The organism is Bradyrhizobium septentrionale (assembly GCF_011516645.4).
GTDB classification, from domain to species: Bacteria; Pseudomonadota; Alphaproteobacteria; order Rhizobiales; family Xanthobacteraceae; genus Bradyrhizobium; species Bradyrhizobium septentrionale.
Genome location: NZ_CP088285.1, coordinates 9,399,184 through 9,413,413, shown reverse-complemented (window position 1 = coordinate 9,413,413; position 14,230 = coordinate 9,399,184). Strand labels below are relative to the sequence as shown.

Here is a 14,230-nt window from a genome sequence, read left to right as displayed (position 1 = left end):
TGGCGGGATTTCATCATGCTTCTGGTAACCGGGGGCGCCGGTTTTATCGGCTCGAACGTCGTGGCCGCGTTGAACGACGCCGGGCGCAGCGACGTTGCGGTCTGCGATATCCTTGGGCAGGACGGCAAATGGCGGAACCTGGCCAAGCGTCAGCTTGCCGATGTCGTTCCCCCGGCCGAGCTCGGCGACTGGCTGAAGGGACGGCGGCTGGACGCCGTCATCCATCTCGGCGCCATCTCGGAGACCACGGCGACCGACGGCGATCTGGTGATCGAGACCAATTTCCGGCTCTCGATGCGGCTGCTCGACTGGTGCACCGCCAATGCCACGCCGTTCATCTATGCCTCCTCGGCCGCGACCTATGGCGACGGCGGGCAGGGGTTCGACGACGATGCGTCGGTCGAGGCGCTGAAGCGGCTGCGGCCGATGAACCTGTACGGCTGGAGCAAGCAGCTGTTCGATCTCGCCGTCGCCGAGCGCGTGGCGAAGGGCGAGCGGCTGCCGCCGCAATGGGCCGGGCTGAAATTCTTCAACGTGTTCGGCCCGAATGAATATCACAAGGGCGCGATGATGAGCGTGCTGGCGCGTCGCTTCGACGACATCAAGGCGGGCCGCGTCGTGCAGCTGTTCAAGTCGCATCGCGAGGGCATCGCCGATGGCGATCAGCGCCGCGACTTCATCTATGTCGACGACGTCGTGCGGGTGATGATGTGGCTGATCGCGACGCCGCGGGTCTCCGGGCTGTTCAATGTCGGAACCGGCGAAGCGCGCAGCTTCAAGGACCTGATCGTCTCGGCCTATGGCGCGCTCGGCCTGGAGCCGAACATCGAGTATGTCGACATGCCGGAGCAGATCCGCGGCAGCTACCAGTACTTCACCCAGAGCGTTGTCGATCGTCTCGGGCGCGCCGGATACAATGGCGGCTTTACTCGGTTGGAAGACGCGGTCGGGGCCTATGTGAAGGGCTTTCTCGACCGCCCAGATCGCTATCGCTAAGCGGATCAGTGTGACAGATGTTCGATTTTGAAGCGATCTCGCATGCGATGTCCGGTCAGACCGTGCTCTGTGTCGGCGATCTGATGCTCGACGAGTTCGTGTACGGCGACGTGTCGCGAATCTCGCCGGAGGCGCCGGCGCCGGTGATCGCGGTCAGGCGCAGCGAGACCAATATCGGCGGCGCCGGCAACGTCGCGCGCAATATCGCCGCGCTCGGCGGGCGCTGCATCTTCGTCGGCCTGATCGGCGAGGATGCCGCCGGCACCGCGTTGAGCGAGGCGCTGGCGAAGGAGGCCGGCATCGAGGCCGTGCTGGTGCGCGACGCCGCGCGGCCGACCACGCGCAAGGTACGCTTTGTTTCCGAACAATTCTCGACCCACATGCTGCGCTCCGATTGGGAGCTTGCCGCGCCGGCGGCGCCCGCCATCGAGCAGCAGTTGATCGACGCGATCCTGCCGCATCTTGCGCGTGCCGACATCGTGCTGCTGTCCGATTACGCCAAGGGCGTGCTCACCGCGCGCGTGATCCGCAACGTGATCGACGCCGCGCGCCAGGCCAAGAAGCGCGTCATCGTCGATCCCAAGAGCGCCAACCTCGCGATCTATCGCGGCGCCACCGTGCTGACGCCGAACCGGAAGGAATTTGCCGAGGCGACCCGCAGCCGCGCCGACAGCCAGGACAGCATCGCCCAGGCCGCGCCCGATGCGATGTATCTCGCGGATTGCGAGGCGATGCTGGTGACGCAGGGCGAGCGCGGCATGACGCTGGTGACGCGGGACGGCGGCTCGATCCATGTGCCGGCGCTGCCGGTCAAGGTGCGCGACGTCTCAGGCGCCGGCGATACCGTTGCGGCGGCGCTGGCGCTGGCGCTGGCGGGTGGTGCCGATTGGGATGGCGCGCTGCGGATTGCCAGCGCCGCGGCGGCGGTCGCGGTCGGCAAGACCGGGACCGCGATCGTCAGGTCCGCCGAATTGCGGCGACGGATCCTGCCGCACGCCTCGCTCGCGGCCGAGGACAAGATCGTGCCGGCCGGCGGCGATATCGATGCGCATCTCGAGGAATGGCGCAAACAGGATCTGCGCATCGGCTTCACCAACGGCTGTTTCGACATCCTGCATCCCGGCCACGTCAAGGTGCTGACCGCCGCGCGCAGCACCTGCGACCGCCTGATCGTCGGGCTGAACAGCGACGCCTCGGTGCGGCGGCTGAAGGGCGAGGGGCGTCCGGTGCAGAACGAGCGCGCCCGCGCCGAGGTGCTGGCGGCGCTGGAAGCGGTCGACCTTGTCGCAATCTTCGAGGAGGACACGCCCGTCAATCTGATCACGAAGGTGCGGCCAACCGTGCTGGTCAAGGGTGGCGACTACACCCGCGAGCAGGTGGTCGGTCACGAGATCGTCGAAGCCGCCGGCGGCGAGGTCGTGCTGGTCGAAATCCTGCCCGGCCACAGCACCACGTCGCTGGTTGCCCGGGCCCGCGAGGGCAAGGCGTGAGCGCGAGCGTGGCATCTCAGGCAGGCGCCGCGGCGTGCCCGGCCTGGCGCGATCCGGCGCGCTGGCACACCACGACCGATGTGGTCGCGGTGCTGATCGCGCTGGCGCTGCCGTGGTCGACCTCGCTGGTCGGCATCTTCGGCGTGGTGCTGTTGATCGCGATTGCGCCGACGGTCGACCTGAGGGCGTTCTGGACGCTGCTGAAGCGACCGATCTGCGTGGCGCCGATCGCGCTGTTCTGTCTCGCGCTGGTCGGCACGCTCTGGTCGGACGCCGCATGGGGCGCGCGATTCTACGCGGTCGGGCCGACGGCCAAGCTGCTGGTGCTTCCGGTGCTGCTCTATCATTTCCAGCGCTCGACGCGCGGGAGCTGGGTGTTCGTGGCCTTCGTCGTATCCTGCACGCTGTTGATGCTGATGTCCTGGCTGGTGTTCGCCTATCCCGGCCTCGCACTGAGGGCGCCTGGTCCCGGGGAACAGGGAGTCTTCGTCAAGAACTACATCAACCAGAGCCAGGAATTCACGCTGTGCGCGGTCGGGCTCTCCTATCCGGTCGTCATGCTGTTGCGGGAAAAACGGATCCTGCCGGCCGTGCTGCTGATCGCGATTGCGCTCAGCCTGTTCGCCAACATGGCGCTGGTGGTGGTGTCGCGGACCGCGATGGTGACGGTTCCGATCATGTTCGCCGTGTTTGCGCTGCTCCATCTGCGCTGGCGCAGCATCATCCTGATCGCCTGCGCGACCGCCGCGTTGTCCGTGGTGGCGTGGTATGCGTCGCCGCAATTGCGCTCGACGGCCGAGTCATTCCAGCGTGACTACAAGCTCTACAAGGAGCGCAACGAACCGACGTCGATGGGTTTGCGGCTGGAATTCTGGCGCAAGTCGCTCGGGTTCTTTGCCGAGGCCCCGCTGGTCGGCCATGGCACCGGCTCGACGCGCGGCCTGTTCGAGCGCGTCGCGGTCGGCGGTGAGACCCAGGCCAGCGGCGGAGTGATCGGCAATCCTCACAATCAAACGTTGAACGTCGCCGTGCAGTGGGGCATTCTGGGCGTCGCGATACTTTACGCCATGTGGCTGTTGCATCTCTTGCTGTTTCGCGGCGACGGTCTCGCCAACTGGATCGGACTCCTCGTTGTGGTGCAGAATATTTTTACTTCGTTGTTTAATTCACACATCTTCGACTTTCACGAAGGCTGGATGTATGTGCTGGGCGTCGGGGTTGCCGGCGGCATGGCGTTGAAGGGGCGATTGGGGACCGATATGGAACCCGAACCTCCCGCCGGTCCATGATCGCTGGCAAGGGCTGTGCAGATACGCTATCAGCCTGCCAATGTCCCATCGCGAACTCCCAGCTGCCGGCAACCCGTCTGTTAGATGACGCGTCTTTCACAATTCACCCTGCGCAACTTCCTGATTATGGCGCATGACGCGCTGGCGACGACGTTTGCGTTGCTGGCGAGCTTTTATCTGCGTTTCGAGGGCAGCCTCCTTACCGACCGCCTGCCGCACCTGTTGTACATTCTGCCCTGGTTCGTGCTGTTCAGCGTTGCGGTCAGCTATTTCTCCAACCTGACCACGGCGAAATGGCGCTTCACCTCGCTGCCGGACGCGGTGAATATCCTGCGGGTCGCGGCGGTGCTGACGCTGGCACTGGTCGTGCTGGATTATGTCTACTTCTTCACGGGCGCGAGCGCGCAAAGTCCGGTGTTCCTCGGCCGGGTCACGATCATCCTGTTCTTCTTCCTTGAAGTGTTCGCGCTGAGCGCGTTGCGGATCGGCTATCGTTATTTCCGCTATTCGCGCACGCGCCTGCATGCCCGGTCCGACAACGCCGCGCCTGCGCTGCTGGTCGGACGCACCGCCGACGCGGAAGTCGTGCTGCGTGGCATCGAGAACGGCGCCATCAAGCGGCTCTGGCCGGTCGGCGTGCTGTCGCCGTCGAACGCGGATCGCGGCCAGATGATCCGCAACATTCCCGTGGTCGGCGGCCTCGATGACATCGAGGCCGTGATTCGCGATTTCGAGACCCGCCAGCGGCCGATCAAGCGCGTGGTCATGATGCCCTCGGCGTTCGAGCCGGAGGCGCACCCTGAAAGCGTGCTGATGCGCGCCAAGCGGCTCGGCCTGATGGTCAGCCGCCTGCCGTCGCTGGAAGGCGGCGATGTGCCGCGGCTCACCAATGTCGCGGTCGAGGACCTGCTGCTGCGGCCGAGCCAGAAGATCGACTACGCGCGGCTCGAGGCGCTGGTACGGGGCAAGTCCGTGATCGTGACCGGCGGCGGCGGCTCGATCGGCGCGGAAATCTGCGACCGGGTCGCGACCTTCGGCGCGGCGCGCCTCTTGGTCGTGGAGAATTCCGAGCCGGCGCTCTATGCGGTCACCGAGGCGCTGTTGGCGCGCGACACCGGCGCCGAGATCGAGGGCCGGATCGCCGACATCAGGGATCGCGAACGCATCACGCGCCTGATGAGCGAGTTCAAGCCCGACATCGTGTTCCATGCCGCGGCGCTCAAGCATGTGCCGATCCTGGAGCGCGACTGGAGCGAGGGGGTCAAGACCAACATCTTCGGTTCTGTCAACGTGGCCGACGCTGCGCGCGCTGCGGGCGCCAGCGCGATGGTGATGATCTCGACCGACAAGGCGATCGAGCCGGTATCGATGCTGGGCCTGACCAAGCGTTTTGCCGAGATGTATTGTCAGGCGCTGGACCACGACCTGATGACCGAGGCGAAGGGCAAGCTGCACATGCGGTTGATCTCGGTGCGGTTCGGCAACGTGCTGGCGTCCAACGGGTCGGTGGTGCCGAAGTTCAAGGCGCAGATCGAGGCCGGCGGACCGATCACGGTCACCCATCCCGACATGGTTCGCTATTTCATGACGATCCGCGAGGCCTGCGATCTCGTGATCACCGCGGCGACGCACGCGGTGACGCCGGCGCGGCCCGACGTCTCGGTCTATGTGCTGAACATGGGACAGCCGGTGAAGATCGTCGATCTCGCCGAGCGGATGATCCGTCTGTCGGGCCTGCAGCCCGGCGTCGACGTCGAGATCGTGTTCAGCGGCATCCGTCCCGGCGAGCGGCTGAACGAGATCCTGTTCGCCAGCCAGGAGCCGACGCTCGAGATCGGCGTCGCCGGCGTCATGGCGGCCAAGCCGAACCAGCCCCCGATGGCGACGCTGCGCAAGTGGCTCGCGGCACTGGAGGATGCGATCGAGAGAGATGACCGCGTGACCATCCACGCCGTGCTTCAGGATGCCGTGCCCGAGTTCGGATCGAATGCCGCCTGACCGCGCCGTCCCGCGCACGATGAGGCAAGCCCGTTTCGAAAGCCATTGATGCGCAGTTCTCGAAAAGTCGTCGTCGTCAGCCAGCACTATCCGCCGGACCACAGCACGACCGCCGCGATCATGGCCGCGATCGCCGAGCGGATCGCGCAGGAGGCCGAGGTGATGGTCGTCTCCGGCATGCCGGGCTCGGCGCAGGCGTCCGCGCCCGGGCGCCCCCTGGTCGTCGAGATCAGGAACTGGCTGCCGGGCAAGGCCGCGCTGATCAAGCGCGCACTGGCCGAGGCGCTGTTCACCGGCCGGATCTTTTTTGCGCTGCTGTCGCGGCTGCAGCGCGGCGACGTGGCGCTGACCGTGACCGCGCCCTTCGCGCTGCCCTATGCGGTTGCCGCCGCGGCATGGTTGAAGGGGGCAAGGTCGGCGCTGATCCTGCACGACCTGTTTCCCGACGTGCTGGTGATGGCCGGGCTGCTGCGGCCGACCTCGCTGGTGGCACGGGCGATGCGTGCGATCAACGCGCTGATGTTCCGTGCCTTGAACGCGGTCATCGTGATCGGCCGCGACGCCGAAAAACTGCTGTTGCGGTATGGCGGCATGACGCCTGACAAGATCAGGTTCATTCCGAACTGGGCCACGCTCACTCCGGGCAACCGTCCCGTCAGTCCCGACAATCCGTTTCGCAAGGCCATCGCCGCCCGCTTCGTGGTCGGCCTGTCCGGCAATCTCGGCTTCACCCACGATCCGGACATCGTGTTCGACGCCGCGCGGCTGTTGCAGGACGAGACCGACATCCATTTCCTGCTCTCGGGCTGGGGCATGGGGTTCGTACGGCTGAAGGAAATGCAGGCCACCACGCGGCTCGCCAATGTCACGCTTGTCGACCGCGTCGCCGACGGCGAGCTGGATGCGCTGCTCTCCAGCGCGGACGTCTGGCTCATTCCCTATCGCAAGAACGTCGCCGGGGTGTCGGTCCCTAGCCGGTTCTACAATTTGCTTGCGGCGGGACGGCCTGTCATCCTCGTCTCCGAGCCCGAGGCGGAGGCTGCGCTCACCGTCAGCGAAAACCGGCTCGGCTGGGTCGTGACACCCGAGCGGGCCGATCAACTCGCCGACGCCGTCAGGCTGGCGTCGCGATCGCAGGACACCGCGATGGCCGAGCGCGCCGTCGCGACCGCGCGGACTTTCAGCCCCGAGCGGGCGCTGGCGAGCTATGCTGCGCTGGTTCGGGAACTGCTCTCCAATCGCGATGCGGAGCGGACGGCATGAAGGATGGTCGGCGGACGGTTCTGGTGACGGGCGCGAGCGGCTTCGTCGGTCGCCATGTGGTGCCGGTGCTGGCGCGCAACGGCTGGCTGGTGCGGCGCGCGGTGCGGACCCCGCCGCAGGATGCAAACGACGTGGCGATCGGCTCGCTCAGCCCGGCCACCGATTGGCGCGCCGCGCTCGATGGCGTCGACGCCGTGGTTCATCTTGCGGCCCGCGTTCACCAGCAGTCCGACGAACAGGCGATCGAGCTCTACCGCAACGTCAACATCGAGGGCACGCTGCATCTGGCGCGTTCGGCGGCCGCTGCCGGCGTCCGGGATTTCATTTTCGTCAGCACGATCCTGGTGCATGGGCGCAGCAATTACGGGCGTCCGCCGTATCGCGAGGACGATGTCCTGACGCCGCGCGGTCTTTACGGAAACTCGAAGGCGGCCGCCGAGGTCGGCTTGAAGGAAATCGTGCCGGGCAGCGGCATGCGGGTCACCGTGATCAGGCCGCCGCTGATCTACGGCGCCGGCGCGAAGGGAAACTTCGACCTGCTCAAGCGCGCGGTGATGAATCGCATGCCGCTGCCGCTCGCTTATGTGAAGAATCGCCGCGCGTTCCTGTCGGCGGAAAACCTGGCGTCGTTCATCCTGCATCGGTTGTTGCAACCGGGACATGATTTCGAGGTGTTCCTGGTGGCTGACCGCGAGCAGGTTTCGACGCGGGAGTTCGTCGAGCGCCTTGCCCGCGCGGCGCAAACCTCGCCGCGCCTGTTCTGGCTGCCGCAGCCGCTGTTGAAGGTGCTGCTCGGGATCAGCGGCCGCAAGGAAGCCTATGACAGCTTGTTCGCCTCGCTCGAACTCGATCTCTCCAAGGTCGCGAGCACCGGATGGCAGCAGCCGATCAGCCTCGACGAGGGGCTGCGGCGCGCGCTGAGCCGGACCGATATCTGACGCGATCAGAGCCGTCGCGAGAACCGGCGCAGCTGCCAACCGACGGCGAGCCCGCCGGCCAGCAGCAGGGCGATGTCCGCGCTGAGGGAATTGAGGCCGACCGAGGCGAATGCGAGCAGCGCCAGCACGAGGTTGAGCGCAAAGACCTCGCCGACGACGCGCCATACCGTGAATCCGTTGTCGGTCGCGCGCTGATAGAAGTGCGAGCGATGCGCGGCCCAGAATGGCTCGCGCCGCGCCATGCGGCGGAACAGCGTGACCGTCGCATCCGTCAGATAATACAGCGGCAGCAGCAGCGCGGCGGCGAACTGCTGGTGCAAGGCAAGCTCGAGCAGGCACCAGCCGAGCAGCAAGCCGATCGGCAGGCTGCCGACATCGCCAAGGAATATCTTTGCGACCGGCCGGTTGAACGGCGCGAAGCCGAGCAGCGCGCCGCACAGCGCCGCCGCGATCAGCGCGGGTGCGGCGCCGACATGGCCAAAACTGCCGAGCAGGGCGACCGCCACCGTGATCGGCACGGCCTCGGCCGCCGTCATCAGGTCGAGCCCGTCCATGAAATTGACGAGGTTCACGAACCAGAGGCCTGCGATCAGCAGCAGGCCGCGTTCGAGCCAGATCGGGCAGGCCGGAACGAGCCTGAGATCATCCGGCGCCGAGAACACCACGGCCGCGACGGCGGCCGCCTGCAGCAACAGCCGCGGCACGACGGGCAGCGAGCGGATGTCGTCGACAAAACCGACCACCGCGATGAATAGGCAGGACGCGAACACCGTGAATGGAATAGTCAGGTCCGGCGATCCGGTGAGGGCGATGACGATGCCGCCCGCGAGCAGCGTGGCTGCGGTGACCGCGATGCCGGCGCCCTGCGGGGTCGGAACGCGGTGCGACGAGCGCGCATTCGGTTTCGCCAGCGCCACACGCAGCAGCAGTGGCCGCGTCGCCTGGATCAGGACGGCCGAGATCGCTGCGGCGAGAGCCGCTGCGATCAACGACAGGAGGATTTCGAAAGCGCTCATTCTGGTCCGGTTATTGTGATCCTGGGACTCGCTATTGCGATCCCGGGACTTCGATCGGCGCGGCGCCCTTGGCGGCCTTTTCCGGGCTCAGGATCCATACCAGGCCGCCGAACACTCCGACCACGAACGTCACCGCGCCGAACAACAGCGAGACGTTGACGCCCTCATTGGCGATCAGTCCGGCATAGCCGAAGGCCAGCGCCATCGTGGCCTCGCGCACGCCCCAGCCTGCGATCGAGATCGGCATCATCGTGATCAGCATCACCGGCGGCAGCAGCTGGAAGATCTCTCCGAAGGTGACCGGGGCCGCGATCGACTTCACCACACACCAGCCGATCACGACGGTCACCACGTGAATGGCGATCGAGAGGGTTGCCACCTTCAATCCATGCGCACGGCTGAACAGCACCCGGTTCGCGATCACGGCGCAGGCATGGATGTGATGCGTCGCCCACCACCGCGCCAGCCAGGGCCACGGCAACACGCCGATCAGCAGGAAGCCAAATCCGGCCGCCAGTCCGGCGAGGTCCAACAGCAGCAATGCGGTCCAGCCATGGGGATCGGAGATCAGCCGATAGCTCCAGGGCAGGGTAGCGGCGATCACGACGGCAAGCGCGATCAACCCGACTGCGCGGTCGACGAAGATCGAATAGGTGGCGGCGCGCCAGCCCGCGCCGGCGCGCGCGACGAGCCAAAGCCGCACCGCGTCGCCGCCGATCGAGGACGGAAGCGTCTGGTTGAAGAAGGTGCCGATCACGTTGAAGCGCATCGCCTGGGAGGTCTCCAGCGGCGCGCCGCACTCCACGCCGATCTCCCGCCAGCGCAGCACGCCGAGAAAGATCTGCAGGAACGTGACCGCGATCGCGAGGCCGAGCCAGCCCAGGCTCTCGACCTGGATGCGTGAGGCAAGGTCATACAGATTAACCTTGCGCAGCGAGAAATAGAGCAGCGCAGCCGAGATCAGGATCTTGACGGTCGAAAGCAGGATTCGGCGCATTTCTGTTCGCGCTGCCAGGTTTTCAGAATGTTTCAAAAACTGCGCAAAACGCTTTCGCGCGCCCAAATTCGCCGCCTTGGTATGGTTTTCGCACCGATCTGGCAATACCCGTACTGGTCCCCTATTGCGGCAAACGCGACGGGGCGGCTAAAGAGGCCGGAACGGGGATGGCCAACACTCCCCCGGGGTTTACAATACCGGTAACATCCGACGAGACATCTGGGAGCGCTCGGATAGTGCTTCCCGGGTAACAAGGCTGCGGGCCTCAGTGGCCGGGGGCCGATTTGATATGTCGTCCGCAGGCGGTACGACAGGACTTGCACGACAGGACTTGAGGCATCGATGGATCGACGAATTATTCCCCTGATCATGTGCGGTGGCGCGGGCACCCGGCTGTGGCCGGCGTCGCGCGAGGTGCATCCGAAGCAGTTCCTGTCGCTGTTCGGGGCCCGCTCGACCTTCCAGGAGACGCTGCTGCGGGTCTCGGACGCCAGCGTGTTCGAGCGGCCGATCGTGATCACCAACGAGGCCTATCGCTTTATGGTGCTGGAGCAACTGGCCGAGATCGGCCGCGAGGCCGATGTGCTGCTGGAGCCGATGCGCCGGGACTCAGGCCCTGCCATTGCGGCCGGTGCGGTGTTCGCGCAGAGCCGTGACGGCGAGGCGATCGTGCTGGCGCTCGCCGCCGACCATCTGGTGCGGGATACCCAGGCCTTTGTCGCCGCGTGCCGCGGCGGACTGGTTGCCGCGGAAGCCGGCCGCATCGTGACATTCGGCGTCAAGCCGGAACGGCCCGCCACCGAATACGGCTACATCAGCCCAGGCGAGGTGGTCGCCGGCGAGGTGCGCGCGGTGGCGAAATTCGTCGAGAAGCCGGATGCCGCGACGGCGGCGGGCTATATCGATGCGGGCTATCTCTGGAACAGCGGCAACTTCATGTTCCGTGCCGGCGTGCTGCTCGACGAGTATCGCAATGTCGATGCCGACAGCGTTGCCTCGGTGGAGCTGTCGGTTGCATCGGCGGCGCGCGATCTCGGCTTCGTCAAGCTCGATGCGCAGGCCTTCGGTACGGCAAAGGCGATCTCGATCGACTATGCCGTCATGGAGAAGACATCGCATGCTGCGGTGGTGCCGGTGGCGTGCGGCTGGTCCGACATCGGCTCGTGGCGCCAGGTCTGGGAGCTGTCCGACAAGGACAGCCTGGGCAATGCCGCGCGCGGCACCGCCGTGTTCGAGGACTCCCGCAACTGCAACGTCACGACCGACCGGGCGCTGGTCGCGCTCGAAGGCGTCGACGATCTCGTCGTGGTCGCGACCCAGGACGCCGTGCTGGTGTCGCGCCAGAAGGACGCCAACGGGCTGAAGCGGCTGGTCGCAAAGCTGAAGGTTGCGGCGCCCGAGGTGACCGAGAACCACATCAAGGTGCATCGCCCCTGGGGCTCCTATCAGTCGGTCGACAATGGCGACCGCCACCAGGTCAAGCGCATCATCGTCCGCCCGGGCGGGCGGCTCTCCTTGCAAAAGCACCATCACCGCTCCGAGCACTGGATCGTGGTGCGCGGCACCGCGCAGGTCACCGTCAACGAGCTAATCAAGACGGTGCATGAGAACGAATCGATCTACATCCCGATCGGCGCGGTGCATCGGCTGGAGAACCCCGGCAAGATTCAGCTCGAGCTGATCGAGGTGCAGACCGGCAGCTATCTCGGCGAGGACGACATCATCCGCATCGAGGACGACTATCAGCGCACCTGAGGCGAGCCGGTTCCCGTGCCGTCCATGAGCCGCGGGACGATGTAACTCTTTGAATCAAAACGTGTCCGGATTTCGTTGTTGGCATTCGCCACATTTGGGGCGCCGTGCTATAGCGGCTGCCAACGAAGCGGGGTGATTTGCGCCGGAGGCGCAGATCGGGAATAGGGGTCCTGATTCCGCCTGAGCCAGGGGTGGCTCTGCGAGAAGCCCGGGACAACCGCCAGAACGTCACTTGGGGTCTACGATATGAATGCAAAAGTGTCCGCAGCCGGCGCGAAGGCCGATATCGGCCGCGTATTGCGCGTCGGCGTGATCGGCGCCGGCGTGATGGGCAGCAACCATGCCCGCGTGCTGGCCGGACTGCCCGGCGTCATGCTGGTCGGCATCGTCGATCCGCTGCCCGAACACCGCACGCGCGCCATCGACCTGGTCGGCTGCCGCGCCTTCGAGAGCCTCGATCAACTGCTCGCCGAGGGCGTCGATGCGGTGACGATCGCAGCGCCCACCCATCTGCATCACGAGATCGCGCTCGCCTGCATCGCGCGCAACATCCATATCATGGTCGAGAAGCCGGTCGCGTCCACGGTCGAGGAGGGGCGCGAGATCGTCGCCGCCGCCGAGAAGGCCGGCGTCACGCTGATGGTCGGCCATGTCGAGCGTTTCAATCCGGCGGTCGCCGCGATCAAGCAGGCGATCTCGGGCGAGGACATCCTGTCGATCGGCATCACCCGGGTCGGCCCGTTCCCGCCGCGGATGTCCAATGTCGGCGTCGTGATCGATCTCGCCGTGCACGACATCGACCTGATCCGCTGGTTCACCGAGTCCGACATCGTCGAGGTGCAGCCGCAGCTCTCGAGCGCGGTCGCCGAGCGCGAGGACATCGCGCTGCTGCAATTCCGCACGGCCTCCGGCGTGCTCGCCCACATCAACACCAACTGGCTGACGCCGTTCAAGGCGCGCAACGTGACGGTGGCGACGCGCGGCAAATATGTGATGGGCGACCTGCTGACGCGCCAGGTCACCGAATGTTTCGGCTTCAAGCCGGACGGCAGCTATTCGATGCGTCATCTGCCGGTCGGTCACGACGAGCCGTTGCGCGCCGAGCTGATCGCCTTCCTCGATGCCGTGCGCAGCGGCAAGGTGCCGGCGGTGTCCGGCGACGAGGGCGTGGCGAGCCTCGAGATCGCGATCCGCTGCCTGGAATCGCCCGCGCGGCCTGCGGCCTCGACGCTGCGCAAGGGGCCGCGCCGCATCGCCGGCTGACCGTCAATCATTCAACATTTGCAAAGAGCCTCCATGAACCAGCACCTGCAGCTTGAGCCCATTCCCTTCATCGACATCTCCGCGCAGCGCCGGCGGCTCGGCAAGTCGATCGATGACGCGGTCGCGCGCGTGCTCGATCATTGCCAGTTCATCAACGGGCCGGAAGTGACCGCGCTGGAGAAGGCACTGGCGGACTATAGCGGCGCCAAGCATGTGGTGAGCTGCGCCAGCGGCACCGACGCGCTGCTGATGGTGTTGATGGCGAAGAATGTCGGGCCGGGCGATGCGGTGCTGTGCCCGACCTTCACCTTCTGCGCGACCGGCGAGGTCGTGACGCTGACCGGCGCGACGCCGGTGTTCGTCGATGTCGACGAAGAGACCTTCAACATCGACGTCAACTCGCTCAAGCGCGGCATCGCGACGGCGCGGGCGCGCGGGTTGAAGCCGGTTGCCGTGATCCCGGTCGATCTGTTCGGCCAGAGCGCCGATCATGATGCGATCGCCGCGGTCGCCGAGGCCGAAGGCCTGTTCGTGCTCGATGACGCCGCGCAAGGCTTTGGCGCCACCTACAAGAACCGCAAGCTCGGCACTTTCGGGCTCGCGACCGGCACCAGCTTCTTCCCGGCCAAGCCGCTCGGCTGCTTCGGCGACGGCGGCGCGATCTTCACCGACGACGAGGAGCTCGCACGCACGCTGCGCAGTATCCGCGTCCACGGCCAGGGCTCCGACAAGTACGACAACGTGCGGCTCGGCCTCACCGCGCGGCTCGACACCATGCAGGCGGCGATCCTGCTCGAGAAGCTGAAGATCTTCGACGACGAGATCGCGGCGCGCAACAAGGTGGCGGAACGCTATACGCGTGCACTCGGCAACCTCGTCGCGGTGCCGCGGCTTGCTCCGGGCTGCACCTCGGTGTGGGCGCAATACACCATCCGTCTGTCCAACGGCATCGATCGCGACGCCTTCGCGGCCGCCTTGAAGGCGCAGGGCGTCCCGACCATGATCTATTATCCGAAGTCGGTCCACCAGCAGACGGCCTATAGCCACTTCCCGGTCGCGGACGGCGGCCTGCCGGTCAGCGAACGGCTGTCGAAGGACGTCATCGCCCTGCCGATGCACCCCTATCTCGACGAGGCGACGCAGGACCGCGTCATCGCGGCTGTGCGCAGCGCGCTACAGGCATGATCCCGAAAAGTGGCTTCCGGTTTTCGGGCTGGATCATGCC

The 14,230-nt window shown here is 66.1% G+C and carries 11 protein-coding genes; 9 read left to right on the top strand and 2 right to left on the bottom strand.

The window, feature by feature from the left end:
• The first annotated feature begins 15 nt into the window (after nt 1–15).
• The 6 genes from rfaD (at nt 16) to HAP48_RS47260 (ending at nt 7,974) form a co-directional block, all read left to right on the top strand.
• Entirely contained in the window at nt 16–996 is a 981-nt protein-coding gene (gene rfaD / locus HAP48_RS47285) for an ADP-glyceromanno-heptose 6-epimerase (RefSeq protein WP_166207487.1), read from the top strand.
• 17 nt (nt 997–1,013) lie between these two features.
• Nucleotides 1,014–2,486, top strand: coding sequence for a D-glycero-beta-D-manno-heptose-7-phosphate kinase (rfaE1, locus tag HAP48_RS47280; RefSeq protein WP_166207485.1), 1,473 nt, complete (start codon nt 1,014–1,016; stop codon nt 2,484–2,486).
• Nucleotides 2,487–2,494: 8 nt separating this feature from the next.
• Complete coding sequence (locus tag HAP48_RS47275) at nt 2,495–3,775, top strand: O-antigen ligase family protein (RefSeq protein WP_166207483.1); 1,281 nt, start codon at nt 2,495–2,497, stop codon at nt 3,773–3,775.
• Between the two features lie 84 nt (nt 3,776–3,859).
• Nucleotides 3,860–5,773 (top strand): nucleoside-diphosphate sugar epimerase/dehydratase, encoded by a 1,914-nt coding sequence (locus tag HAP48_RS47270; RefSeq protein ID WP_166207480.1) that lies wholly within the window; start codon nt 3,860–3,862, stop codon nt 5,771–5,773.
• Nucleotides 5,774–5,821: 48 nt separating this feature from the next.
• On the top strand, nt 5,822–7,036 hold the full coding sequence (locus HAP48_RS47265; RefSeq protein ID WP_166207477.1) for a glycosyltransferase family 4 protein: 1,215 nt from the start codon (nt 5,822–5,824) through the stop codon (nt 7,034–7,036).
• Nucleotides 7,033–7,974 carry an NAD-dependent epimerase/dehydratase family protein gene (locus tag HAP48_RS47260; RefSeq protein ID WP_029085318.1) on the top strand — a complete coding sequence of 314 codons (942 nt, stop codon included), beginning with the start codon at nt 7,033–7,035 and terminating at the stop codon, nt 7,972–7,974. Before HAP48_RS47265 ends, HAP48_RS47260 begins: the two co-directional genes overlap by 4 nt.
• Before the next feature lie 5 nt (nt 7,975–7,979).
• Here HAP48_RS47260 and HAP48_RS47255 read toward each other — a convergent pair whose 3' ends face one another.
• Complete coding sequence (locus tag HAP48_RS47255) at nt 7,980–8,990, bottom strand: MraY family glycosyltransferase (protein ID WP_166207474.1); 1,011 nt, start codon at nt 8,988–8,990, stop codon at nt 7,980–7,982.
• Nucleotides 8,991–9,021: 31 nt separating this feature from the next.
• Nucleotides 9,022–9,987: a lysylphosphatidylglycerol synthase transmembrane domain-containing protein gene (locus tag HAP48_RS47250; protein ID WP_166207471.1), complete on the bottom strand. Its 966-nt coding sequence runs from the start codon at nt 9,985–9,987 to the stop codon at nt 9,022–9,024.
• A 342-nt stretch (nt 9,988–10,329) separates the two neighbouring features.
• On the opposite strand from HAP48_RS47250, the gene HAP48_RS47245 reads away from it, so the two are divergent.
• The 3 genes from HAP48_RS47245 to HAP48_RS47235 all read left to right on the top strand — a co-directional run bounded on the left by HAP48_RS47245 (nt 10,330) and on the right by HAP48_RS47235 (nt 14,190).
• Complete coding sequence (locus tag HAP48_RS47245; protein WP_166207468.1) at nt 10,330–11,742, top strand: mannose-1-phosphate guanylyltransferase/mannose-6-phosphate isomerase; 1,413 nt, start codon at nt 10,330–10,332, stop codon at nt 11,740–11,742.
• 246 nt (nt 11,743–11,988) lie between these two features.
• Nucleotides 11,989–13,005 carry a Gfo/Idh/MocA family protein gene (locus tag HAP48_RS47240; protein WP_166207465.1) on the top strand — a complete coding sequence of 339 codons (1,017 nt, stop codon included), beginning with the start codon at nt 11,989–11,991 and terminating at the stop codon, nt 13,003–13,005.
• 33 nt (nt 13,006–13,038) lie between these two features.
• A complete protein-coding gene (locus HAP48_RS47235; protein ID WP_166207462.1) occupies nt 13,039–14,190 on the top strand; it encodes a DegT/DnrJ/EryC1/StrS family aminotransferase in 1,152 nt (383 codons plus the stop codon).
• Nucleotides 14,191–14,230: the final 40 nt, after the last annotated feature.

Coding starts and splice junctions, on each gene's coding strand:
- HAP48_RS47270 (WP_166207480.1), top strand. CDS start 3,860: ATGACGCGTCTTTCACAATTCACCCTGCGCAACTTCCTGATTATGGCG.
- rfaE1 (WP_166207485.1), top strand. CDS start 1,014: ATGTTCGATTTTGAAGCGATCTCGCATGCGATGTCCGGTCAGACCGTG.
- HAP48_RS47245 (WP_166207468.1), top strand. CDS start 10,330: ATGGATCGACGAATTATTCCCCTGATCATGTGCGGTGGCGCGGGCACC.
- rfaD (WP_166207487.1), top strand. CDS start 16: ATGCTTCTGGTAACCGGGGGCGCCGGTTTTATCGGCTCGAACGTCGTG.
- HAP48_RS47265 (WP_166207477.1), top strand. CDS start 5,822: ATGCGCAGTTCTCGAAAAGTCGTCGTCGTCAGCCAGCACTATCCGCCG.
- HAP48_RS47240 (WP_166207465.1), top strand. CDS start 11,989: ATGAATGCAAAAGTGTCCGCAGCCGGCGCGAAGGCCGATATCGGCCGC.
- HAP48_RS47260 (WP_029085318.1), top strand. CDS start 7,033: ATGAAGGATGGTCGGCGGACGGTTCTGGTGACGGGCGCGAGCGGCTTC.
- HAP48_RS47255 (WP_166207474.1), bottom strand. CDS start 8,990: ATGAGCGCTTTCGAAATCCTCCTGTCGTTGATCGCAGCGGCTCTCGCC.
- HAP48_RS47235 (WP_166207462.1), top strand. CDS start 13,039: ATGAACCAGCACCTGCAGCTTGAGCCCATTCCCTTCATCGACATCTCC.
- HAP48_RS47250 (WP_166207471.1), bottom strand. CDS start 9,987: ATGCGCCGAATCCTGCTTTCGACCGTCAAGATCCTGATCTCGGCTGCG.